Source organism: Serratia proteamaculans (assembly GCF_004684015.1).
In the GTDB taxonomy this organism is placed as follows: Bacteria; Pseudomonadota; Gammaproteobacteria; order Enterobacterales; family Enterobacteriaceae; genus Serratia; species Serratia proteamaculans_F.
Window position 1 is genome coordinate 1 of sequence record NZ_SRIA01000019.1, and the last position, 23,496, is coordinate 23,496.

General features: G+C 55.7%; 22 protein-coding genes, 2 tRNA genes, 1 pseudogene and 1 riboswitch. Of the genes and pseudogenes, 11 read left to right on the forward strand and 14 right to left on the reverse strand.

The window, feature by feature from the left end; genetic code table 11:
- Positions 1-33 precede the first annotated feature (33 nt).
- Positions 34-948: a pyridoxamine 5'-phosphate oxidase family protein gene (locus E5C26_RS15675; protein ID WP_135317142.1), complete on the forward strand. Its 915-nt coding sequence runs from the start codon at positions 34-36 to the stop codon at positions 946-948.
- Positions 949-1,078: 130 nt separating this feature from the next.
- On the opposite strand, the gene E5C26_RS15680 is transcribed toward E5C26_RS15675, so the two are convergent.
- Positions 1,079-1,291 carry a glycogen synthesis protein gene (locus E5C26_RS15680; RefSeq protein ID WP_135317143.1) on the reverse strand — a complete coding sequence of 71 codons (213 nt, stop codon included), beginning with the start codon at positions 1,289-1,291 and terminating at the stop codon, positions 1,079-1,081.
- Positions 1,292-1,507: 216 nt separating this feature from the next.
- Between E5C26_RS15680 and gabD the strand changes: the two genes are divergently transcribed.
- A complete protein-coding gene (gabD, locus tag E5C26_RS15685; protein ID WP_135317144.1) occupies positions 1,508-2,977 on the forward strand; it encodes an NADP-dependent succinate-semialdehyde dehydrogenase in 1,470 nt (489 codons plus the stop codon).
- A 50-nt stretch (positions 2,978-3,027) separates the two neighbouring features.
- Here gabD and E5C26_RS15690 read toward each other — a convergent pair whose 3' ends face one another.
- Positions 3,028-3,555, reverse strand: coding sequence for a YagU family protein (locus E5C26_RS15690; RefSeq protein WP_135317145.1), 528 nt, complete (start codon positions 3,553-3,555; stop codon positions 3,028-3,030).
- A gap of 144 nt (positions 3,556-3,699) precedes the next feature.
- Between E5C26_RS15690 and E5C26_RS15695 the strand changes: the two genes are divergently transcribed.
- Positions 3,700-4,068 (forward strand): glyoxalase superfamily protein, encoded by a 369-nt coding sequence (locus E5C26_RS15695; RefSeq protein WP_135317146.1) that lies wholly within the window; start codon positions 3,700-3,702, stop codon positions 4,066-4,068.
- A 27-nt stretch (positions 4,069-4,095) separates the two neighbouring features.
- Here the strand turns inward: E5C26_RS15695 and E5C26_RS15700 are convergent, their stop codons facing one another.
- Positions 4,096-4,491 carry a (R)-mandelonitrile lyase gene (locus E5C26_RS15700; protein WP_135317147.1) on the reverse strand — a complete coding sequence of 132 codons (396 nt, stop codon included), beginning with the start codon at positions 4,489-4,491 and terminating at the stop codon, positions 4,096-4,098.
- Between the two features lie 248 nt (positions 4,492-4,739).
- On the opposite strand from E5C26_RS15700, the gene E5C26_RS15705 reads away from it, so the two are divergent.
- Positions 4,740-5,639 (forward strand): LysR family transcriptional regulator, encoded by a 900-nt coding sequence (locus tag E5C26_RS15705; protein WP_135317148.1) that lies wholly within the window; start codon positions 4,740-4,742, stop codon positions 5,637-5,639.
- A 39-nt stretch (positions 5,640-5,678) separates the two neighbouring features.
- Here the strand turns inward: E5C26_RS15705 and E5C26_RS15710 are convergent, their stop codons facing one another.
- Positions 5,679-6,668, reverse strand: a complete 990-nt coding sequence (locus tag E5C26_RS15710; RefSeq protein ID WP_135317149.1) for an aldo/keto reductase — start codon at positions 6,666-6,668, stop codon at positions 5,679-5,681.
- A 460-nt stretch (positions 6,669-7,128) separates the two neighbouring features.
- On the opposite strand from E5C26_RS15710, the gene E5C26_RS15715 reads away from it, so the two are divergent.
- Positions 7,129-9,504: a glucose/quinate/shikimate family membrane-bound PQQ-dependent dehydrogenase gene (locus E5C26_RS15715; protein ID WP_135317150.1), complete on the forward strand. Its 2,376-nt coding sequence runs from the start codon at positions 7,129-7,131 to the stop codon at positions 9,502-9,504.
- A gap of 292 nt (positions 9,505-9,796) precedes the next feature.
- The gene (locus E5C26_RS15720; protein ID WP_135317151.1) at positions 9,797-9,991 is read left to right on the forward strand and encodes a hypothetical protein; all 195 of its coding nucleotides are present in this window, start codon (positions 9,797-9,799) and stop codon (positions 9,989-9,991) included.
- On the opposite strand, the gene E5C26_RS15725 is transcribed toward E5C26_RS15720, so the two are convergent.
- Both E5C26_RS15725 and E5C26_RS15730 read right to left on the reverse strand, forming a co-directional pair.
- Positions 9,992-11,248: an MFS transporter gene (locus tag E5C26_RS15725; protein ID WP_135317152.1), complete on the reverse strand. Its 1,257-nt coding sequence runs from the start codon at positions 11,246-11,248 to the stop codon at positions 9,992-9,994.
- Positions 11,249-11,328: 80 nt separating this feature from the next.
- Positions 11,329-12,636: an alpha-glucosidase/alpha-galactosidase gene (locus E5C26_RS15730; protein WP_135317153.1), complete on the reverse strand. Its 1,308-nt coding sequence runs from the start codon at positions 12,634-12,636 to the stop codon at positions 11,329-11,331.
- A gap of 200 nt (positions 12,637-12,836) precedes the next feature.
- On the opposite strand from E5C26_RS15730, the gene E5C26_RS15735 reads away from it, so the two are divergent.
- The gene (locus E5C26_RS15735; protein WP_135317154.1) at positions 12,837-13,676 is read left to right on the forward strand and encodes an AraC family transcriptional regulator; all 840 of its coding nucleotides are present in this window, start codon (positions 12,837-12,839) and stop codon (positions 13,674-13,676) included.
- Between the two features lie 3 nt (positions 13,677-13,679).
- On the opposite strand, the gene E5C26_RS15740 is transcribed toward E5C26_RS15735, so the two are convergent.
- The 3 genes from E5C26_RS15740 to E5C26_RS15750 form a co-directional block, all read right to left on the reverse strand.
- Positions 13,680-15,131 carry an EmmdR/YeeO family multidrug/toxin efflux MATE transporter gene (locus tag E5C26_RS15740; protein ID WP_135317155.1) on the reverse strand — a complete coding sequence of 484 codons (1,452 nt, stop codon included), beginning with the start codon at positions 15,129-15,131 and terminating at the stop codon, positions 13,680-13,682.
- A gap of 136 nt (positions 15,132-15,267) precedes the next feature.
- Positions 15,268-15,666 carry a type II secretion system pilot lipoprotein GspS gene (gspS, locus tag E5C26_RS15745; RefSeq protein WP_135317156.1) on the reverse strand — a complete coding sequence of 133 codons (399 nt, stop codon included), beginning with the start codon at positions 15,664-15,666 and terminating at the stop codon, positions 15,268-15,270.
- A gap of 94 nt (positions 15,667-15,760) precedes the next feature.
- Positions 15,761-16,447, reverse strand: a complete 687-nt coding sequence (locus E5C26_RS15750) for a cysteine hydrolase family protein (protein ID WP_135317157.1) — start codon at positions 16,445-16,447, stop codon at positions 15,761-15,763.
- Positions 16,448-16,610: 163 nt separating this feature from the next.
- Here E5C26_RS15750 and E5C26_RS15755 point away from each other — a divergent pair, with 163 nt between their 5' ends.
- Positions 16,611-17,573, forward strand: coding sequence for a GlxA family transcriptional regulator (locus E5C26_RS15755; RefSeq protein ID WP_135317158.1), 963 nt, complete (start codon positions 16,611-16,613; stop codon positions 17,571-17,573).
- Positions 17,574-17,672: 99 nt separating this feature from the next.
- Here E5C26_RS15755 and E5C26_RS15760 read toward each other — a convergent pair.
- Positions 17,673-17,762 (reverse strand) — tRNA-Ser (locus E5C26_RS15760).
- Positions 17,763-17,854: 92 nt separating this feature from the next.
- Between E5C26_RS15760 and mtfA the strand changes: the two genes are divergently transcribed.
- Both mtfA and E5C26_RS15770 read left to right on the forward strand, forming a co-directional pair.
- Positions 17,855-18,643, forward strand: coding sequence for a DgsA anti-repressor MtfA (gene mtfA, locus E5C26_RS15765; RefSeq protein ID WP_135317159.1), 789 nt, complete (start codon positions 17,855-17,857; stop codon positions 18,641-18,643).
- 101 nt (positions 18,644-18,744) lie between these two features.
- Positions 18,745-18,820 (forward strand) — tRNA-Asn (locus tag E5C26_RS15770).
- Between the two features lie 61 nt (positions 18,821-18,881).
- Here the strand turns inward: E5C26_RS15770 and E5C26_RS24810 are convergent.
- Positions 18,882-19,030: pseudogene (locus tag E5C26_RS24810) on the reverse strand (type II toxin-antitoxin system PemK/MazF family toxin); the annotation flags it as partial.
- 118 nt (positions 19,031-19,148) lie between these two features.
- On the opposite strand from E5C26_RS24810, the gene E5C26_RS15780 reads away from it, so the two are divergent.
- Positions 19,149-19,937, forward strand: coding sequence for an inositol monophosphatase family protein (locus E5C26_RS15780; protein WP_135317160.1), 789 nt, complete (start codon positions 19,149-19,151; stop codon positions 19,935-19,937).
- A gap of 114 nt (positions 19,938-20,051) precedes the next feature.
- On the opposite strand, the gene gap is transcribed toward E5C26_RS15780, so the two are convergent.
- The 3 genes from gap to E5C26_RS15795 all read right to left on the reverse strand — a co-directional run bounded on the left by gap (position 20,052) and on the right by E5C26_RS15795 (position 23,214).
- The gene (gap, locus tag E5C26_RS15785) at positions 20,052-21,062 is read right to left on the reverse strand and encodes a type I glyceraldehyde-3-phosphate dehydrogenase (RefSeq protein WP_135317161.1); all 1,011 of its coding nucleotides are present in this window, start codon (positions 21,060-21,062) and stop codon (positions 20,052-20,054) included.
- 78 nt (positions 21,063-21,140) lie between these two features.
- Positions 21,141-22,115: a GlxA family transcriptional regulator gene (locus E5C26_RS15790; RefSeq protein WP_135317162.1), complete on the reverse strand. Its 975-nt coding sequence runs from the start codon at positions 22,113-22,115 to the stop codon at positions 21,141-21,143.
- Between the two features lie 76 nt (positions 22,116-22,191).
- Positions 22,192-23,214 (reverse strand): LLM class flavin-dependent oxidoreductase, encoded by a 1,023-nt coding sequence (locus tag E5C26_RS15795; protein WP_135317163.1) that lies wholly within the window; start codon positions 23,212-23,214, stop codon positions 22,192-22,194.
- A 170-nt stretch (positions 23,215-23,384) separates the two neighbouring features.
- Positions 23,385-23,487, forward strand: a riboswitch (TPP riboswitch).
- Positions 23,488-23,496 lie beyond the last annotated feature (9 nt).

Sequence of the window (23,496 nt, forward strand, 5' to 3'; positions counted from 1 at the left end):
TCCCGAAGGCCGAGGTTTCCCGGAGGCACTCTGATGATCCCGCAAATATTCCACCCTGACGAATTACGCGCCCAAACTCTGGCCGGTTTTTACCAGGTGGGCGGCGGTATTTTCCCCACCATGCCCGACCAGCACCGCAAGTTTTTCGAAGCGCTGCCTTACCTGTTTGTCGCCACGCTGGACGAACAGAGCTGGCCGGTAGCCACTCTATTCAGTGGCCCACCCGGTTTTTTGCGTACGCCGGACAATACCCACCTGCGCATCGGCGCACCACGTCGCAACGACGATCCTGCGCAAGCGGCATTGCAGTCCGGCCAGCCCGTGGGGGCGCTGGGACTGGATTTTAGCAACCGGCGTCGCAACCGCGCCAACGGCATCATCGGGCGCACCGACAAAAACCGCATTGAGATCGACGTCAGGCAGAGTTTCGGCAACTGTCCGCAGTATATTCAGCGGCGCGAGCTGTATCCGGCCCCCGCCAACCCTGCGCCAATTGAATATCTCACCACGCTGGATGCGGCCGCACAGGCGTTGATTCGCAACGCGGATACCTGTTTCGTCGCCAGCGCTGCCCATACCCAGCTGGCGCAAGGTGGCGTGGATATTTCGCACCGGGGCGGGAAACCGGGGTTTATCTATCTGGAGGGAAGTACTCTGTGGATACCGGATTTTCGCGGTAATCGCTACATGAATACCCTGGGCAATCTGTTGGCGCAACCGCGGGCGGCGTTGCTGTTTATCGATTTTGAACGCGGGGATATTTTACATCTGCAGGGAGAAACACAGATCCTCTGGCAAACAGAAATGGGCCAGGGGGTGGCCGGTGCGGAACGTTACTGGCGCTTCGATATCCACAGCGCATGGCGTTTTACACAAGCCCTGCCATGGCGCGGCCGCAATCTGGAGTACTCCCCGGCAACGCTCAATACTGGGGTGTGGTCGGAATAAATCTGCACAGATATGCGGATGAACTTCCCCCTCTCCCAAGGGAGAGGGCCGGGGTGAGGGGCTTTAACATTGCTGCTGCCTGTCTCCCCTCACCCTAACCCTCTCCCAAAGGAGAGGGAATACTCGGAGTTTATACGCTGTGTTCCACCGTTGTGGCCGCCTGATAAAGCTGGCGGAAATAGCTCAGGCGTTCAAAGAACAAGCGGCTTTGCGACTCCGACATATTGCCAGCCACTTTGCCGGCGTCGACCTCTCTTCCCTGCCACTCCATTAACGCAATGCTGGAAGCCAAAAAATCCATTTCTCCGCAGCCATAAAGATGTCTGTCCACTGATTTCATCATTTGCACACTCCTTTTAATCACATCGAAAAGGGTCATATGCCTGCTGATTTCAGTATCGTCCCGACGGCGGATGTTTTTTGTACAGAAGGTGCTTATGGCAGCAAATTGATGAGTTGCCATGGATCGGGCAAATAGAGGCGGAAAAATTTGCTAGGGTAAAGGGGTGCGTTTGGGATAGGTCACCCTGTGTTGAATTCTGAAAAAGGAAGATAACCGATGAGCAATCACTTCTCTGCCACCCTCAAAGATCCTGCGCTGTTCCGCGAGGCCAATTATATCGACGGGCAATGGCTGCCGATCAAAGGCGACCAGAGTATCAAGATCCACAATCCCGCCACCGGCGAACTGGTCGGTCAGGTGCCTGCGTTGGGTGCCGAAGAAACCGCGCAGGCGATTGCCGCCGCCAAGAAAGCCCAACCGGCCTGGCGCGCATTGACCGCCAAAGAGCGTGCCGGCAAGCTGCGCCGCCTGTTCGAATTGATGATGGAGAATCAGGACGATTTGGCGCTGATCATGACCGCAGAACAGGGCAAGCAGCTGGCAGAAAGCCGGGGGGAGATTGCCTACGCGGCGTCCTTTATCGAATGGTTTGCCGAAGAGGGCAAACGCGTCTACGGCGACACCATTCCGCAGCCCCAGGCCGGGCGTCGCATTATCGTACAGAAAGAACCGATTGGGGTATTTGCTGCCATTACGCCGTGGAATTTCCCGGCGGCGATGATCACCCGTAAAGCAGGCCCCGGCTGGGCCGCAGGCTGTACCGGGGTGATCCGCCCTGCCAGCCAGACCCCCTTCTCTGCATTGGCTATTGCCGTGCTGGCCGAGCGAGCAGGCTTACCGGCCGGTGTTTGCAACGTAATCACCGGCCCGAGCCAGGCCATCGGCGCAGAGTTGACTGCCAACCCGGACGTACGCAAGCTGTCGTTTACCGGCAGCACCGAGGTCGGCGCGCAACTGCTGGCGCAGTGTGCCCCATCCATCAAAAAGACCAGTATGGAACTGGGCGGCAACGCGCCGTTTATCGTGTTTGACGATGCCGATCTGGACGCCGCTGTAGCAGGCGCCGTGGCTTCCAAATACCGCAATGCCGGCCAGACCTGCGTGTGTACCAACCGTTTTCTGGTGCAGGACGGTATTTACGACGCCTTCGCCGAAAAGCTCAAAGCGGCGGTAGAGAAGCTGAAGGTGGGCAACGGCCTGGACGACGGCGTGACTATTGGCCCGTTGATTAATTCCGCCGCCGTGGAAAAAGTCAGTGAGCATATCGCCGACGCGGTGCAACACGGCGCATCCGTTCTGTTGGGGGGCAAACCCCATGCCTTGGGCAATAATTTCTTTACGCCGACCATTCTCACCAACGTGCCACGGCAGGCCAAAATCTTCCATGAAGAGACCTTTGGCCCGGTAGCGCCGTTAATCCGTTTCAATAGCGAAGCCGAAGCCATTGAGCTGGCCAATGACACGCCGTTTGGCCTGGCGTCGTACTTCTACAGCCGGGATATTGGCCGGATCATGCGCGTCGCCGAGGCGCTGGAATACGGCATCGTCGGCATTAATGAAGGGCTGATTTCCACCGAAGTCGCCCCCTTCGGCGGGGTTAAAAACTCCGGTCTGGGCCGTGAGGGATCAAAATACGGTATCGAGGATTATCTTGAGATTAAGTACCTGTGTCTCGGAGGGCTGTAGCGCTAAGCATCCGATCCTTTTAAGGCCCGCATCGTGCGGGCCTTAAAAGATTATTGGAATTCGGGATCGGGTTTGCCGGTGAGGCGATTACGGATATCACGACGGAAGATCTCAATGGTCCACATCCACAGAATATGACCCAGCGTTTCGGAAAATATCTCGTCAGCCGGTAGATCCCAGGCCGGTGGTGCCCAACCGCCCAACGGCAGCACCACACCGTGGAAGATCAGCGTAATCAGCAAGCCAAACGCTACGCCTTGCCACAGTTTAATTTTGGGGAAAATTTCCGCCAGGAAACAGTACGCCATGGCGAAAAAGATAGAGAACAGATGGTGAACGCCAGCTACGCCCCAGTTGACCACATGCCCGGAATACTGATAGACCAGATCGCCGGTTTTGATGCCTAAATCATTCAGCATCTCCATCGGCGGAATGGCTCTGTCCGGCGTACGTGGCGGTAATGGGTTTTCGGTGCCCCACTTCACAAAACTGGCGATATTGCCGCCGACAAAACCAGCGAATAGCGCCGCCCGATAGTTACGTACATTTTTCCTTGTCACTGCCAGCCAATCGGCCATGTCTTTCCCATCCCTGTTATCAATAATGTGACTGAATGATAAACCGTGACACATTGAGTCGTCTGTAGTCGAAATACGATTGTGTATCACGATTCCTCTGACATTATAGTGACTCTTCAGACTGACGCTTAAGTGAGGACGACCATGGAATTCTCCGCCGCTATCCCCATTCTTCGCATCTTCTCGGTTGAAAAGGCCAGGGAGTTTTATCTGGATTTTCTCGGTTTCACGCTGGATTGGGAGCACCGTTTCAGTGAAGACCTGCCGCTGTATATGCAGATCACCCGCTCCGGCCTGACGCTTCATCTCAGCGAACACTACGGTGACAGCACGCCGGGTTCTGCGGTATTCATTCCCACCCGCGATATCGACGCACTGCACCAGGAGCTATCGGCCAGGCAGTATCGCTACGCCAGACCGGGCGTTGAAACCGCAGATTGGGGGAAAGAACTCAACATCACCGATCCCTTCGGTAATCGGCTGCGCTTTTGTGAGCAGATGGCCAGCGTCTGACGCCCTAACCTGCTGGCAACACAGATCTTACTTCTGGTACTGCGCGTCACTGACCTGCTCCAGCCAGTCCACCGGGCTGCCGTTTAATGACTCGGCGATGGCAATGTGGGTCATCGCCGTCTCCGGTGTCGCGCCGTGCCAGTGTTTGACGTCTTCCGGGATCCAGACGATATCGCCCTGGTTCATTTCCTGGATTTCTTCGCCCCATACCTGGATCCAACCGCGCCCCTGGGTGACGATCAACGTCTGGCCAAGTGGATGGGTGTGCCAGGCCGTGCGGGCACCCGGCTCAAAGGTCACCGTCGCCCCGCCCACGCGGGCCGGTTCGCTGCCGGCAAATGGCGCATCGATCCGCACCTTACCGGTAAAATACTCTTCTGGCCCCGGACGAGAAGGTTGGGAACCGCTGCGTTGAATTTTCATTTGTTTCTCCGTTTCGGCAACTGCGGCCGACGCTAATAGGGACAGAATAAGGGTAGAGGCTGCGAGGCATTTCATCGAATAACACCTGTCGGTGGCTCACGTTACCGGACAGAAGATAGCTCGCCTGCCCGCATCAGGACTAGATGGCAAAATGCGCAAGGAGCTATGAGCTGAATTCATTAATTGTCACCGCTGCCGACAAACGGCTAGAATATCGCCATGAATTCTGCCCATGCTGTGAGGCCGGGATGTTAAAAGAGAACTTTAACGATTTAATTTCGTTTCTGATGGTCGCCCGCGAACGTAGCTTTACCCGAGCGGCGGCAAAACTTGGCGTTTCCCAATCAGCATTGAGCCATGCCATCAGGGGGTTGGAAGAACGACTCGAACTGCGTTTACTGACCCGAACCACCCGCAGCGTGGCCCCTACCGAGGCCGGAGAAAGGTTGTTTAACAGCCTCGGCCCACGTTTTGCCGAGATTGAAAGCGAGTTGGATGCCCTGAGTGAAATGCGCGAACGGCCGGCGGGCAACATTCGCATTAGCGCCGCAGAACATTCCGTCGACTCAGTGCTGTGGCCGGTATTAACGTCATTTCTGGCGGATTACCCGGACATCAATGTCGAAATCACCATGGATAACTCTCTGACTGACATTGTCGCCGGCCGTTTTGATGCGGGTATTCGCCTGGGTGAACAGGTCGCCAAAGACATGGTTGCGGTACGTATCGGCGCGGATATGCGCATGATCCCCATCGCTTCCCCGGCCTATTTTGCACAATACGGCACGCCAAATACCCCGCAGGAGCTGCAAAACCATCGCTGCATCAACATGCGTTTACCCACCATGGGCGGCCTTTACGCCTGGGAATTCGAAAAAGACGGACGCGAGATTAAAGTGCGGGTCGAGGGGCAGCTCACCTTTAACAGCCTGCGCCAACGCATTGACGCAGCACTGTTAGGTTTCGGTATCACCTTCGTGCCTGAAGATACCGTCACCCATGAACTGGCCGACGGGCGTTTAGTCCAGGTGCTTGACGAGTGGTGCCCGCAGTTCCCCGGCTATTACCTCTATTACCCCAGTCGCAGGCAGCACACCACCGCCTTTGCACTGTTTGTCGAGGCCATGCGTTACCCGCGCAAAACCTGAACCGCCTCCTGCCGACGGCTTATGGCAGGAGGCGCCGGATCAACGCCCGACGTTTTGTTGCAGATGCGCCGGGTAGCGATCGCCTTGCACCTCAATGGCGGCCAGCGCCCCTTCAATACTGCGCAGTTCATCCGTCGTCAGCACCAGTTCCGCCGCGCCCAGGTTTTCTTGCAGTCGATGCTGTTTGGTGGTCCCGGGGATCGGCACAATCCAGGGCTGTTGCGCCAATAACCAGGCCAGTGCAATCTGCGCCGGCGTCACCCCTTTTTGCTGCGCAATTTGCCCCAATACATCCACCAGCGTCTGGTTGGCTTTGCGCGCCTGGGCACTGAAGCGCGGCACGACATTACGGAAATCGCTACTGTCAAAAGTCGTACTTTGATTGATCGCCCCGGTCAGGAAGCCTTTCCCCAATGGGCTGAAGGGCACAAAACCAATCCCCAATTCTTGCAGGGTCGGCAAAATTTCCTGCTCAGGCTCGCGCCACCACAGCGAGTATTCGCTCTGTAATGCCGTCACCGGCTGTACGGCGTGGGCACGGCAAATAGTCTGTACCCCTGCCTCCGATAAGCCGAAGTGTTTCACCTTCCCTTCCTGGATCAACGCCTTCACCGTACCGGCAACGTCTTCAATCGGCACATTGGGATCGACTCGGTGCTGATAAAGCAAGTCTATGGTTTCAATATTCAGGCGTTTGAGCGATCCCTCCACGGCCTGACGGATATGTTCCGGTCTGCTGTTGAGCACCTGTTTGCCATCCGGCTGCGGCAGTTCAAAACCAAACTTGGTGGCAATCACCACCCGATCGCGTACCGGCGCCAGGGCCTCGCCCACCAGGGTTTCGTTGGTAAAAGGCCCATAGATTTCTGCGGTATCGAAAAAGGTCACGCCCTGATCCACGGCGGAGCGAATCAGGGCGATGGCCTGCGCTTTATCTGTCGCCGGGCCATAACCGAAACTCAACCCCATGCAGCCGAGCCCCAACGCCGACACCTCTAACCCACTGCGGCCTAATTGACGTTTTTGCATTCTTCCTCCAATCGTTTCGTACCGACAACCGCTGATGCATGGCCGTCAAAGTGTGATTACTGTAGGTGGCCGCCAGGCAAATAACTATGCGTTAAATCCGCTTGAGCTTATGAGTTCCATTCATAAAAACAACAAAAAACCGCAAAAAAAGCACAAGGTATGCAATGAAAAAATAACAATTAGAGTAACCTAGCCGCGTTTCAGCCGACGCTGTCCCGTTCGTTTGACATCATCGCCGCGGGGCTGCAGAGAACGACGCCTGATTCAGTACTTTTGTCCTCAGAACAGAGAGTATCAATATCCAAAACTTTCCCTTTTTAACTGCCACTGCCTTTTAGCCTTGGCGCTGGAGAGGGTTTGCCGAACGCACGGGATGGATTTTTAGGGAGAAACCGCGTGTTTTTTTGGATATGGCTTAATCTCTAAATCGGGGACTTTACATTTTGGTAAGGATAATACTATGCAAAACAAAGCATCATTGTCGCCGCTCATCATCATCACGGCATTGTTTGCCGCGCTGAGCGGACTCTATCTGCTGGGAGGCGGCATCTGGCTGGCCAAGCTCGGCGGTTCGCTGTACTACATCATTGCCGGCCTGGTGTTGCTGGTTACCGCCTGGCTGTTGGCTCGCCGCCGCGCCACTGCCCTGCTGCTGTATGCCGTATTTTTACTCGGCACCACCATTTGGGCACTGTGGGAGGTCGGCCCGGACTTCTGGGCACTGACGCCGCGTCTGGACGTCACCTTCTTCTTCGGCCTGTGGCTGGTGTTGCCGTTTATCTATCACAAGCTGATTGCCAGCGGCAAGTTGGCCTACAGCGCACTGAGTATCGCGCTGGTGTTTACCGTCGCAGTGCTGGCCTATGCGGTGTTTAACGATCCGCAAGAGATCAACGGCACCCTTGAACCGGCTCAGGTGAAGGTTGAACCTCAGGCTTCAGACGCCGATTGGCCGGCCTATGGCCGTACTCAGGAAGGGACTCGTTATTCCCCACTGAGCCAGATCAACGACAAAAACGTCGGCCAGCTCAAGGAAGCCTGGACCTTCCAGACCGGCGACCTGAAAACCGCCAACGATCCGGGGGAAATCACCAACGAAGTGACCCCGATTAAAATCCGCGACACGCTGTATCTGTGTACCCCGCACCAGAAGTTATTCGCGCTGGATGCGGCCACCGGTAAGCAAAAGTGGCAGTTTGATCCTCAGTTGAAGTTCAACCCGACCTTCCAGCACATTACCTGTCGTGGCGTCTCTTATCATGAGACCCCTGCCGCTGCAGGCGCGGCTACAGACGCCTCTCCGGCACAGTGCGCACGCCGCATTATCCTGCCGGTGAATGATGGCCGCCTGTTTGCTTTGGATGCTGAGACCGGCAAGCCTTGCGCCGATTTTGCCAATAACGGCGAACTCAATCTGCAAAGCAATATGCCGTATGCCACTCCGGGCCATTATGAGCCGACCTCACCGCCGGTGATCACCGATAAGGTGATTGTCATTGCCGGTGCGGTGACCGATAACTACTCCAATCGCGAACCTTCGGGCGTGATCCGCGGTTTTGACGTCAACAGCGGCAAACTGCTGTGGGCGTTTGATCCGGGAGCCGATGAACCCAACGCCATTCCGGCGGATGAACATCACTTCACGCCGAACTCGCCAAACTCCTGGGCGCCTTCCGCTTACGATGCCAAGCTGGATATCGTATACCTGCCAATGGGGGTGACCACGCCGGATATCTGGGGCGGCGATCGCACGCCGAACATGGAGCGCTACGCCAGCGGCCTGCTGGCATTGAACGCTTCTACCGGTAAGCTGGTGTGGTTCTATCAAACGGTACACCACGACCTGTGGGATATGGACGTACCTGCCCAGCCAACGCTGGCGGATATCACCGACAAGAGCGGCAACAAGGTGCCGGTGATTTATGTGCCGACCAAAACCGGCAACATCTTCGTTCTTAACCGTACCAACGGCGAACTGGTGGTTCCGGCCCCAGAAAAACCGGTTCCGCAAGGCCCGGCCAAGGGCGACCGCCTGTCACCGACTCAGCCTTTCTCTGAGCTGACTTTCCGCCCAGAGAAAAAACTGACCGGCGCGGATATGTGGGGCGCCACCATTTATGACCAACTGGTTTGCCGGGTGATGTTCCACAGCCTGCGTTATGAAGGCACCTTCACCCCGCCTTCCGAGCAGGGCACGCTGGTATTCCCGGGTAACCTCGGCATGTTCGAATGGGGTGGCCTGTCTGTCGATACTGACCGTCAGGTGGCCATCGCCAACCCTATCGCACTGCCGTTTGTGTCAAAACTGATCCCACGCGGCCCAGGCAACCCAATCGAGCCGCCGGTCGGCGATAAAGGCGGTAGCGGTACCGAAGCCGGCGTCCAGCCGCAGTATGGCGTGCCGTTCGGCGTGACCCTGAACCCGTTCCTGTCGCCACTTGGCCTGCCGTGCAAACAGCCTGCCTGGGGGTATATTTCTGCGGTGGATCTGAAAACCAACGATATCGTGTGGAAAAAACGTATCGGTACCGTGCGCGACAGCTCTCCGCTGCCGTTACCGTTCAAAATGGGGATGCCGATGTTGGGCGGACCGGTCTCAACCGCCGGGAATGTGTTCTTCATTGGCGCAACGGCGGATAACTATCTGCGTGCCTTCAGCGTGACCAACGGTGAAAAACTGTGGGAAGCGCGGTTACCGGCCGGTGGCCAGGCGACGCCAATGACCTATGAGGTCAACGGCAAGCAGTACGTGGTCATTTCTGCCGGCGGCCATGGTTCCTTTGGCACCAAGCTGGGCGACTATATCGTTGCTTACGCGCTGCCAGATGAAAAATAATCGTCGAGGATAGCCCTATCACAGAGCACGCCATCCGGCGTGCTCTTTTACGATAAACACCCCCACCAAACCTTCCCCACAATAAATTTCACTTTACATATTGATAATGATTATCATTCGCAATATTATGACTGCGTTGGCCCCGGCAGTGGCCGACAATCATCTCAATATGACAGGCAGTGAACTGGCGGCCGCCTTCGGGCGGCCCTCTTTGGAGACATATGATTGAACACCGTAGCAGACAAAAAATCGCTATCGTCCCCCCCATCCCTACCGGTACGGAGGATTTTGCATGAGCCAACAACCTTTGACCGCCATGCTGATGCTGGTTTATGTGCTGCTGATGGTGCCGGCGCTGTTTGCGATCGACAACCGCCTGAGTGCTACCCGCTGGGGCCAGGGCCGTCTGATGCGCAAAACGCTGCAAACCGGGTTTATCATCGCCCTGACATTGTTGTTCTTTAGCCTTATGACGTTGCTGTATTAACTAACTCGCCGCCATCGGCAGTACGCCCTCCTGTTTTACCACCGCGACCTTACCGCTCAGGGCAAAGGCCGAGATCAGGGTAAACAGCAAGGCAATACAGCCGAGGATCAGATACGAGGTTTTAAAGCCGTAGTTGACGTACATCAGGCCCGCCGCATAGGACATGCCGATGGCCGATAGCTGCTTGAAGAAGCAAAAGCCCCACAGGTAAATCGAGGCGGAAAGGTTCACGTTAAACTGGGTGGTAATGTATTTGAAAATGCCCACCAACAGGAACGGCACTTCAAACATGTGCAGGGTTTTGAGGAAAATCACCGCAGTTACCGAGTCCGCCTGAGACGAACCGATAATCCGCACTGACATAATAACCCCGGCAATCAACAGCGCGTTTTTGCCGCCAATGCGGTTGATGATCAATGGCGCAAAGAACATGATAAAAGCGTTAAGAAACTCACCCAGCGTGGTGACATAGCCAAACGCCTGCGTCCCGGCATGTCGGTCGCTGAAAAACGAAGTGAAGAAGTTGGCGAACTGCTGATCGAACACGTCGTACACGCAGGCCACCCCAACGATATACATCACCAGGCACCAAAACTTGCGCATTTTCAGCAGGCTCAACGCCGCTTTCAATTTGATCGGTTTGTGGTTCAACGCCAAGCCGTCCGCTACCGCCAGCGTGTTGTTTTGCTCAGGTTTGAACATATAAAGCAGGCCGGCCAACACCAGTGCAAAACTCGAGGCCAGCCAAAACGCAAACTGGTTGTTAATGGTAAACATATAGCCGACGATCGACGCGCAAATCGCCCAGCCGATGCAGCCAAACAGCCGGGCACGACCATACTCAAACTGGCTGCGGCGGCTCACCTTCTCGATATAGGCTTCAATCGCCGGCGAGCCACCACTGCACACCAACCCCAGGTAAATCCCGCACAGCAACGCCCCGAGCACAAAGTTGGTTTGCAGCAGCGGCGAGAAGACATAAATAAACAGCGGCGCCAGAAACAGCAGCAGGAAAATGATCATCCACAGCAGGTGTTTCTTCAGGCCAAATTTGTCGGTGACAAAACCAAAAATCGGCTGGAATACCAGCGCAAACAGCGCCATACAGGCGAATACCAAACCTGTTTGCTGCTGGTCGAGTTGGTTGACATCATGCAACCAGATTGGGAAGAACGGCAGCACCGCCCCCATAATAAAGAAATAGAAAAAACAGAAGGCACCGAAGATCCAAAAGTTCTTGTTCTTTAAATAAAACATGGCTCACCATCCCATTTATGACGGCGCAGGAAGCCCTGCGCCTTGTGCGTTTTGAGGAGGTAATACAGTCAGTTCAGCGATCAGTGGTAGGCGGGAAGCCAGTTACCGTGGGCCTCAATCAGTTCATCGCAGAGTTTACGGATATCATCAATCGAAAGCTCGGCTGAAGTATGCGGATCCAGCAGTGCCGCGTGGTAAATCGCCTCGCGTTTATGGGTGACCGCCGCTTCGATAGTCAGCAGTTGGGTATTGATATTGGTGCGGTTGAGCGCCGCCAGTTGCTCTGGTAAATGGCCGACGTAACATGGAGAGATCCCCTGCCCATCCACCAGGCAAGGCACCTCAACGCAGGCCTCGGCGGGCAGGTTGGTGATTAAACCGGTGTTGAGCACATTGCCGCCAATCTTGTACGGGCGATCGGTTTCCATCGCTTCAATAATGTAAGACGCATACTCATGCGTGCGGGTATGAGTCAGATTGGCGTCATTAGTCAGCGCCAGCTTGCGTTGCTGCCATTGTTCAATCTGCTCAATACAGCGGCGCGGATACTCGTCCAGCGGAATGTTAAAGCGTTCAATCAGTTCCGGATAGTTGCGCTTGATCCAATAAGGCATGTACTCGGCGTTGTGTTCCGAGGACTCGGTAACGTAATAGCCAAAGGTTTTCATGATTTCATGGCGCACCATATCATCATGCTTGCCTTGCAGCGCATTGGCGCGACGCTTGATTTCCGGGTACAGATCCTCGCCATGGCGGCGAACGTCCAGCAGCCAGGCCATATGGTTAATACCGGCGATATGGAACTGCACGTCATCGGTCGGCATATCCACGCTTTTCAACAATGTCTCTGCGCAGACCTGAACGCTGTGGCACAACCCCACGGTTTTCACTTCGGTATGACGCAGCATGGCACCGGTCAGGGCCGCCATCGGGTTGGTGTAGTTCAGCAGCCAGGCATCCGGACATACCGCTTCAATATCCCGGGCGAAGTCAAACATCACCGGAATGGTACGCAGTGCGCGGAAGATGCCACCTATCCCCAGAGTATCGGCAATGGTCTGCTGCAAACCGTACTTTTTAGCGATGGTGAAGTCGGTGATGGTGCAAGGATCGTAGCCGCCAACCTGGATAGCGTTAACCACATAATTGGCGTTTTTCAACGCCGAACGGCGATTTTCCACCCCGAGATAGGGGGTGATCTTCGCCCTGCCGGCGTTAATATTGCGGTTGATATTGCTCAGCATGGCGAACGATTCGTTAAGACGGGCGCTATCAATGTCATACAGCGCAATATCCACTTCCTTCAATGCCGGCGTTGCCATGATATCGCCGAGTACGTTCTTGGCGAAGATGGTGCTGCCTGCGCCCATAAAAGTTACTTTAATCATCCTGTTTCTCCGCTGCACTGGTTTTCGATAGGCTGAAATTACCCTGCCACGCCGGTGCAAGATATGGATGAATGTGACCTCATTATGGCGAAAAATGACGCAGCGCAAAAACTGTGAGCCAGGTCTGTATTTGATGCCCCTCCGGCTATCGGGCGGCAGCTACACTGTTAAAGTAGACGGAAAAACAAGGACAATGGCTGATGCATAAGAGTTTTACCCTGAGTCGCACCGACAACATTGAGCTGAACCTGTACCAATATGGTGAGGAGAATTGTGATAAGGGGCATAGCTTTGGCCCGGCAGTCCGTCAGCACTATCTATTTCATTATGTGATAAGTGGAACCGGTGTACTGCACAGCGAATACGGTACGTTTCCGGTGGTTGCCGGAGAAGGTTTTTTGATCCACCCGCACGACGTAACCACCTATCGCGCCGATAAAAAAGATCCCTGGCATTACATGTGGCTGGAGGTCGACGGACTGGTGGCCGGCAAGATTTTCGAAGAGTGCCGCCTGAGCCGCCAGTTCCCGATTTATCGCCCGCGCCCGACTGACGAGACTCCCCAGGCGCTGCGCTACTTGCGCCGCATCGTCACTCATGACGACGAGCACCGCCTGAAAACGCTCGGTCTGTGCTATCTGTTTTTTTCTGCGTTGATCGACAACGCGCTACAGGGCAGCGACGAACACCCCAGCGACAAGGCGCAGCATCTGCACAAAGCGGTCAAACTGATTGAAAACCGCTATCACGAGCATCTAACCATTGAGCGCCTGGCTGCCTACTGCAATATCAACCGCAGTTACCTGTGCCGGCTCTTCAAGGGAGCTTACGGTATCGGGCCAAAGGAGTATTTGCTTAACTTTCGTATGACTCTCGCCACCAGCCTGCTGCGCAACAGCGGGACGGCGATCAAAGTGGTGGGAATTTCGGTCGGCTATGAAAACCAACTGCACTTTTCCAAAGCCTTCAAACAGGTCCACGGCGTATCACCGGCCCAGTGGCGGCAGGAAAATAATCAGCCAGCGTTAGCTGACAGCTAAGGGTCACTTCACCACGGCTTTTCCCTCGGTGACGCTCGATTTTATCCGCGGGTATTTCCACAGCCAGCGCCCGCTGACCATGCGCCAGTAGAACAGTGCGCCGCGCACCGCCCAATCCATAAACATGCCCAACCAAACGCCAACCACGCCCATCCCCAACACAATGCCCAGTGTATAACCGGCCACCACGCGGCAACCCCACATGCCCAGCATCGATACCCACATGGCGAAACGCGCGTCACGCGCCCCTTTCAAACCGGCAGGTAATACCCAGGAGGCGGCCCAGATTGGCATAAAGGCGGCATTGAGCCAGATAAGCACTTTCACCACCTCCTTCACATCGTCTTGCTGGCTATAAAACGAGGCGAATACCCCTGCCAGCGGCGCGGTGCCCCAGGCGATGATCGTTAGCCCAAGGGTCGCCAGCCAGAATATGTGGCGCAACTGCCGTTCCGCCTGGGCTACCTGCCCTTTCCCCAGGCGTTTTCCGACAATAATGGTTGACGCCGATCCCAGGGCATTGCCCGGCAGGTTAATCAGTGAGGCGATAGAGAAAGCGATAAAATTACCGGCGATGACGTTGGTGCCCATACCGGCGACAAACATTTGCGTCAATAATTTGCCACCGTTGAACAGCACCGATTCGATACTGGCAGGGATGCCTATCCCCAGCACTTCCCACAAAATGGTCAGCTTTAACGGGCTAAAATAGCTCTTCAACGTAATATGCAGCGCCGGATTAAAACCGATCATCAGCACATAAATAATGGCTATCGCGCCGATATAACGCGAAATGGTCAGCCCCAGCCCAGCGCCGACGAAACCCAGCCCATGCCAGCCCAACATGCCATAAATCAGGATGCTGCTGATGATGATATTCAGGATATTCATGCCGCCGTTGATCAACAGCGGGATCTTGGTATTCCCGGCTCCGCGCAACGCACCGCTGCCAATCAGTGCAATGGCCGCCGCCGGGTAGCTCCAGACTGTGGTTTGCAGATAAGAAAGCGCCAGCGCTTTTACCTTCGGCGTGGCAGCACCGGCGATCACATCGATAATTTGTTCGCCAGCCAGATGGATCACCACCGCCAGCACCAAAGCCACCAACGTCATCAACACCAGCGACTGGCGCGCCGCCGCCCGCGCGCGTTTGCGATCCCGCTTGCCGAGGCTGAAGGCCACCACCACCGTGGTGCCAAGATCGACCGCGGCAAAGAAAGAGATAATCACCATGTTGAAGCTGTCTGCCAGCCCGACTCCGGCCATCGCCTCCTTGCCTATCCAGCTCACCAGAAAGGTGCTCAGCACCCCCATCAGCAGGACACAGGCGTTCTCCATAAAGATCGGTACCGCCAGCGGCGTGATCTCTCGCCAAAACAGGACGCGGTAGCTTTTGCGTTTGGGGTACCAGGGAGTATTTTCCACACGCTGGCGCAGGGCAGCATATAAATTCACGATCGGCTCATGGGATAAAAGTGAAACAACATTTCAAATAATGAGCGACAGATGCTTATCCTGCAAAGAATATTTTAGCCGCAGACGCGGATTGGGATAGGACGGGCGCAGCATGCGGCGCCCGTGTAGGCGGGGATTACTCCATGTAGTCTTCCTGATCGGACTTGGCTGCGGCAACAAAATTGGCGGTGTGAGTGTTCATCACGGCACATTTGTCCGTCAGCAACTGACGATCCTCCAGTATGGCCAGATAACGCGCCTGAGCCAGTGCCGGCAACTGCTGATAACCCGACGCCTGGGTATCCCAGCCACGGTGTTCCGCCACCCGCATCGCCGTGCGTTGTAATTTGACATCGTCTGGAATGTCCGTGCGGTTACAGTTCTGCCGCAGGAAGTGGCTGCCCGCCAACATGGTGGAAAGCTTGTCCAGCTGCGCTTGCAACGGCGGTGGCGGCTGATGTGCCTTTTGCTGACAACCCACGAGGAATAACAAGGCCGCCGCGCCTAAAACGGAACTACGTAACACAGTCAACATAGCGATTACCCATAAAAAAGTGATGGTTGAAATCAGCTTAGGCGAGCCATGAAATACTGCAAGGTGGCCGGCGGCCTGCATCCTGGAAAGCCGCTTATTTCACCGGCAACGCCAAGACCTGATCGGTGGTTTTGATTTCAGCAAACACATCGGCCACCCCGGCCAAAGCAGCACGCTGCAGCGTGGCGTGGCTGACAACCTGATTATCCCAGGTAGCCAGATCGCGGGTGGCGGTGGCATCCTCAGGAATTATCACCTCATAGCCCAGTGGCACCGCATCACGTGCCGTTGAAGAGACGCACATATGGGTCATCAACCCGCTCACTACCAGCTTCTTGATACCCGCCTGTTTAAGTTGCTTATCCAGATCGGTGCCCACAAACGAGCTGGGGGTGGCTTTAGTGATCACCCGATCGCTACCGGACGGCTGCAGATCCGGGTGGAACTCGGCAAACTTGCTGCCTTCGGCAAACAGCGGCCCATTTGCCGGGCCAATATGCCGCACAAAGAACACCGGCATCTTGTGCTGATGGGCGAAACTGACCAGCCGTTGCGTGTTCTTCAGCGCTTTAGTCCCGTCAGGGATGGGCATCTTGCCGGTGAAATACTCATTTTGAAAATCAATCACCAGTAGCGCTGTGGCATTAACCGGCAAAGATGTGCTGGCCTGTGCCCCACTCATGGTGCGAATGGTGGGCGCCTTTTGCTTGTCATCGGCAAAACTCAGGCTGGAAGCGGCCATCGAGAGTGCCAATGCCGTACAGGTCATCAGTTTTTTCATTTTGGTTTATCCTTGTGAGAACAAAAATCAGCAAGTCGTCTCCTGCTGCGGTCGGGTTCAATTCTGCAGGTTGCAGTGCTACGGCAACAGGTAGTCTAATAACCAAAAGCGGTATCATCGGGCCAAATCGCCCACAGAGGATTAATGATGAAAAGGAAGCAGTATGGCGCCGCTTAAAGTGGGTATCGTAGTTTTTGATAACATCATCCCGTTTCACCTTTCGGTACCCTGCGCGGTATTTGAGAAGGCACTGAACAGCAACGGGGAACCGGCTTATCAACTGTTGATTTGCGCCACCGAACCCGGCCCGTTAAAGACCAACGCCGGTTTTTCGATAATTGCCGATCATGGATTAGCCGCATTGGCTGAAGCCGATATGTTGATAGTACCAAGCTGGTGCAATCCCGAAGTCACGCCATCGCCACAGCTTATTGCTGCCCTGCTCGACGCCCATGCACGGGGTGCCACCCTGGTCGGTCTGTGTGTCGGGAGCTTTGTGCTGGCGGCGGCCGGCTTACTCAACGGCCGGCCGGCAACCACCCATTGGCAATGGATGACGGATTTTCTGCAACGTTATCCTCAGGTATCGATAGACAAGAATGTGCTGTACGTGGATGACGGCGATATCGTCACTTCCGCTGGCACCGCCGCCAGCATCGACTGCTGCCTGCACCTGGTGCGCAAACACTGTGGTGCGGAGAGCGCCAATGCGGTGGCCAGGCAATTGGTGGTGCCACCACACCGTCAGGGAGGCCAGGCACAGTTTATCGAGCAACCGGTGTATAACACCGCAGGCGGTGACCGTTTTATGCAAACGCTGAATTGGGCAACGGAAAATCTGCAGCACCCGCAGACACTGGACGCGTTGGCGGAAAGAGCCTGCATGAGTCGCCGCAGCTTTACCCGGCGTTTTCAGCAAACCACCGGCACCACGTTAATGCAGTGGCTACTTAACCAACGCCTGGCTATGGCGCAACGTTTTTTGGAGAAAACCGATCAGCCCGTCGAGCGCATTGCGCAAGCCTCAGGCTTTGCTACCGCGCTGTCGATGCGTCGCTATTTCCAGCGGCAGTTCAAGACGTCGCCGTCTTTATACCGCAAGGAGTTTCGCGTTACGGGGAAATGAGTGTGTCATTTTTGCCAGTACAAGTGGAATTCGGTGATATTGCCAAGAGTTATCTGTGACGGGGATCGTTGAAAGAATTTTACCTAAGTGCTTGAATAATGGCGGAGAGAGGGGGATTTGAACCCCCGGTAGAGTTGCCCCTACTCCAGTTTTCGAGACTGGTCCGTTCAGCCGCTCCGGCATCTCTCCTTCAAGTGCTTGCTATCATGCCCCTTTTTGCGGCATTTTTACAGAGTTAGCCTCCAGCCGAACGTTCAAGTGACGAGTTTACGAGCAACGCAATGATTAAATGGCCGTGGAAAACGCAACAACCGCAGGCGGAAACGCTTGCCCAGTGGCAAGACGCGCTGGCAATCCCCCTGCTCTCTCCGCTGGATGAGCGGGAACAACAGCGGCTGATCGCCGTTGCCGGGCAGATTTTGCAACACAAAAGCATTGTCCCGTTACAAGGATTGGTGCTGACCCCGCAAATGCAGGCACGCATTGCCCTATTGTTCGCATTACCCGTGCTGGAACTGGGGGCCGAATGCCTCGACGGTTTCAATGAGATCCTGCTTTACCCCACGCCATTCGTGGTGGACGAAGAATGGCAGGACGACTTCGGCCTGGTGCACTCCGGGCCAGTGGTGCAGTCAGGCCAAAGCTGGGAACAGGGGCCGATAGTGCTCAACTGGCAGGACGTGCAGGACTCATTCGATCTCTCCGGCTTTAACCTGGTGATCCACGAGGCAGTGCACAAGCTGGATATGCGCAACGGCGGCAGCGCCACCGGCATTCCCCCTATCCCGCTGCGCGATATCGCCGCCTGGGAACATGACCTGCACGCCGCGATGGAAAACCTGCAAGATGAGATAGACATGGTCGGTGAAGAAGCCGCCAGCATGGACGCCTATGCCGCCACCGATCCGGCCGAGTGCTTTGCCGTGTTGTCGGAGTATTTTTTCAGCGCCCCCGAACTGCTGGCTAACCGTTTCCCGGTGATGTACCAGCATTTCTGCCGCTTCTATAAACAGGATCCGCTGGCGCGTTTGCAGCGGCTACAAGCCGACAGCGATGCGGAACAGCCATAAACGGCCCGCATTGTTCAGTTGCTGAGCAGTCGCACTGAATAGACGAATTTAGCGTTGACACATTCTGGGTGGCTGGATATGATGCGCCCCGTTCAGACAATTCCTCTGTAGTTCAGTCGGTAGAACGGCGGACTGTTAATCCGTATGTCACTGGTTCGAGTCCAGTCAGAGGAGCCAAATTCGAAAGACCCGCTTAAGGAGACTTAGGCGGGTCTTTTGCTTTTCTGCACCTTGAGCATCAACTCAGAATGGCTGCCAGTCTGGCCAGCACTTCATTCACGATAGCATCAGGCATATGTTCCAGGCACTTGCCGTTCCGCGCGCCCATATCAATGGTTCAGGGCTGATCGCAGCAAATTAACCCGTAGTTTTCGTTCCGTTTCCTTCGGGTTAAGAAGCATTTCGTGCAGGCAGGCGCCTGGTGCGGGACATAGCAGGCCGATAAGATTATCTTCATAAAAGAAGGACATAATGCCCCTAAGCCTCAAAACCTTAAGGAGCGAAAATGAATGAGCTGATTTCCCAACGCCTGGCGCTGGCCGAGCAGGCTGCGCGAGCGGCCGGCGACAAAGCGCTGGACTATTTCAACCGTCGCGAAGGCCTGGTGATTGAAACCAAGCGTGATGCACAGGACGTGGTATCGATAGCCGACCGTGAGGTTGAACTGTTGATCCGTGAACACATCGCCCAGCAGTTCCCGAACGACGGTTTTTTGGGGGAGGAGTTTGGCCTGCAGCCCGGTGATTCTGGCTACACCTGGGTGGTGGATCCGATCGACGGCACCAGCCCTTTCGTTAACGGCATGCCGAACTGGTGTGTGTCGATTGCGGTAATCCATCAGGGTGAGCCGGTGATTGGGGTGATTGTCGCCCCCTGCCAGCAAGAGTGCTTTGTTGCGGCACGCGGTGCAGGTGCCACGCTTAATGGCAAACCGCTACGGGTGGATCCGCAGCGCACCATGCAAAACCACGTTACCGGTTTTGGTGCCAACAGCTATGTAACGCCCGAGCGCGTTGGCGAAATAGCCGCCGCGATCACCGCCGTGGGCGGCAATTTCTTCCGCAACGGTTCCGGTGCCATGATGCTGGCCTGGGTGGCCGCCGGAAGACTGGTGGGCTATTACGAGCCTTATATGCACGCGTGGGATTGTCTGGCGGGTTACTGCCTGGTCAACGAGGCCGGTGGCTGGACCCATCCGTTTAATACCAACGGGGAACATCTGCTGCGCGGCGGGCCGGTGCTGGCGGTCGCGCCAGGGGCCAAACAAGATTTAATGCGGATCGCGCAACTGTAATTCAGACTGCCAGCAAATCTGTTTAAGGGCTAAACCAGTAGGGGTCGAACATGTTCGACCCGATTTAACCCATTGATTATGCTATAGGGCGCAGCATGCAGCGCCCCTACTCTTCTACAAACCGCGTTTTTCCATCAGAACCGCCAGATCTACCAGACGATTAGAGAAACCCCACTCGTTATCGTACCAGGCAAGGATCTTGACCAACTTGCCACCAATCACCAGCGTGGAAAGCCCATCAATCACCGATGAACGCGGATCGCCTCTATAGTCGCTGGACACCAGAGGCTCTTCGCTGTAGCCCAGAATATCCTTGAGAGGGCCGGATCCGGCAGCCTGGCGGAAGGCGGCGTTGATCTCTTCAACCGTGACGTCGCGTTTCAGCGTCACCGTTAAGTCCACGATGGATACCACCGGTACCGGCACCCGCAGCGAGTAACCGGTCAAGCGCCCATCCAGCTCCGGGATCACCTTGCCGAGTGCTTTGGCCGCGCCACTGGAATAAGGCACAATCGACTCTGCGGCGGCGCGAGCACCGCGCAAGTCTTTTTCCGGCTGATCGTGCAATGCCTGGCTATTGGTGTAAGCATGCGTGGTATTCATCAGGCCGTATTCAATGCCGAAAGCCTGGTGCAATACCTGAGCGGCAGGTGCCAGACCGTTAGTGGTACAGCTACCGTTGCTGACCACAAAATGTTTGGCCGGATCGTAATGCTGATGGTTAACGCCCATCACGATCGTAATATCGTCGTCCTTGGCCGGTGCCGAGATAATGACTCGCTTGGCGCCGCCTTTGGTGATGTGCACTTCGGCCTTGGCTTTGTCGGCAAAGAAACCCGTTGCCTCGATCACCACTTCAACCCCCACGCTTTTCCATGGGATCGCTGCCGGATCTCTTTCGGAGAACACATGAATCGGCCGACCATCGAGCAACAACTGGTTTTCACCGGCTTCGACACTGGCTGCCAGGGTGCCCGAAAGCGTATCGTATTTCAGCAGATGCGCCAGGGTTTTGCTGTCGGTCAAATCATTGATTGCCACAACTTCAAAGTCACTGCGCCCCAGCGCAGCACGCAACACATTCCTGCCGATCCTGCCGAATCCATTAATGCCTACTTTGACCATGATCTACTCCTTCGTTATTGGCTCTGTTACCAAACTAAGCCGAGAGAGACATGACGTAAATGACGTTTGTAGATCACTTTACGCCAACATGCGGGAATGAAAACGTTCACGATACTCGGTAGGCGTGAGTTGCAAATGCCTTTCGAAAACGCGCCGCAGATTGAGGCCATTACCAAAACCACAGCTGATGGCGATTTGATCGATACCTGCCGAACTCTGCTCCAGACGCTGCCGGGCCAGGTATAAGCGCCCTTCTTCGACAAATTTGGCGGGCGGGATACCACTCTCACGGGTGAACACCCGGGTAAAGTTTCGCGGACTCATGGCGACCCGTTCCGCCAGTTTTTCTACACTAAGATCTTCGGTCAGATTTTCCAGGATCCACGACTGAAGATCGCGGATTGGGCCGGGCATTTTAGCCTGATTTAAAGGGTAACGACTGAACTGTGCCTGACCACCGGGCCGACGCAGAAACATCACCAGGTCTTGCGCCACTTCACGCGCCAGTACAAAACCGTAATCGTCTTCCACCAGCGCCAGGGTGAGATCAAAGCCGGAACTCACCCCGCCGGAGGTCCAGACCGAGCCATCCTGAATATACAACGGCCCATTTTCGACCTGTACTTTGGGGAAATGCGTTTGCAAGGTTTCCAGCAATCGCCAATGGGTGGTGGCACGGCGTCCGTCGAGTAAACCGGCTTCGGCAAGCAGCAAGGCACCGCCGCAAACCGACGCAATTCGCCGGGCTTTGGGTGCAGCGCGGCGCAGCCAATCCACCACACAGGCACTTTCTTCTTCAGTCGCCCCTTTGCCGGTGACGATGATGGTGTCGCGTTCCTGCTCAGGATCGAGATCGCAAAGGCGGTGATCGGCCAACAGGTTCAACCCCGACGACCCATGCACCACCCGGTGAGACTGGGTGGTGACTATCATCATTCGGTAGAGCGGAGCGTCATTGGGCCTCAAACGGTTGGCTTGCATCAGGATATCGGCAATGCCCGCCGACTCAAACAACATGCCCCCTTCGGGGACGATAATCAGAAAAGTATGCATGTCCTTAAAATACAAAATGAGCAAAATAAGTCAAGCCTGCCCAGAACAGTGCGGCAGGCTTTGGGTCAGCGGCCGATCAGCGCCAGTCCAGCGCCGGTGCGATATGCGTCAGGATCGACTCAATCACATGGGCGTTATACTCAACGCCCAGCTGGTTTGGCACGGTGAGTAACAAGGTATCCGCTTCAGCAATCGCTTCGTCCTGCGCCAGTTGTTTAATCAACAGTTCCGGCTCGGCGGCATAGCTGCGGCCGAATATCGCCCGGGTCTGATCGCCGATGTAACCGACCTGATCGCCTTCCTGCCCGCTATTGCCGAAATAGTTGCGATCCCGCTGATCCATCAGCGCAAAGATGCTGCGGCTGACCGATACCCGCGGCTCTCGTTTATGTCCGGCAACCTTCCAGGCCTCGCGGTAAGCGCGGATCTGTTTGGCCTGCTGCACGTGGAACGGCTCGCCGGTCTCGTCGTTTTTCAGCGTCGAGCTTTGCAGGTTCATTCCCAGCTTCGCCGCCCAAACTGCCGTGGCGTCTGAGCTGGCCCCCCACCAGATGCGATCGCGCAGGCCGGCAGAGAAAGGTTCAACGCGCAGCAAGCCAGGGGGATTAGGGAACATCGGCTGCGGGCTGGGTTCGGCAAAGCCTTCGCCACGCAGCGCGTCAAGCAGCACTTCAGTGTGGCGACGGGCCATATCGGCCTCGGTTTCACCGTCGGCAGGCGTATAGCCAAAGTATCGCCAGCCATCAATCACCTGCTCAGGGGAGCCACGGCTGATGCCAAGCTGCAAGCGCCCACCTGAAATCAGGTCGGCGGCTCCGGCGTCCTCCACCATATACAGCGGGTTTTCATAACGCATGTCGATCACGCCGGTACCAATCTCAATACGCTGGGTTTTGGCACCGATGGCAGCCAGCAGCGGGAATGGCGAGCCAAGCTGGCGCGCAAAGTGATGTACGCGGAAATAAGCTCCGTCCGCCCCCAGCTCTTCTGCCGCGACAGCCAGGTCGATCGATTGCAACAGCGCATCGCCAGCCGAGCGGGTACCCGACTGTGACGAAGGTGTCCAGTGGCCAAAAGAGAGAAATCCGATTTTCTTCATGGGTAGTATCCTTAGGTTCATTTATGACCGGATTACAGTGACAAACATGCCCCCCTGCAAGCCAGAGAAATTGTCTTCGACCGCACTAAACGAACCGTTTTTGGCGGAGAAAATCCTCCAGGCTTCCCCCCGTCCAAGCATTGTAATCAAAAAGTAAATATCGTATAACAGGCTCCTCCGAGGGGTGTCCTGTAATGGGCTGAGATGGCGCAAGCCGAACCCTTTGAACCTGATCTGGGTCATGCCAGCGAAGGGACGGGTCGGCAATAACGCTATCAGTCA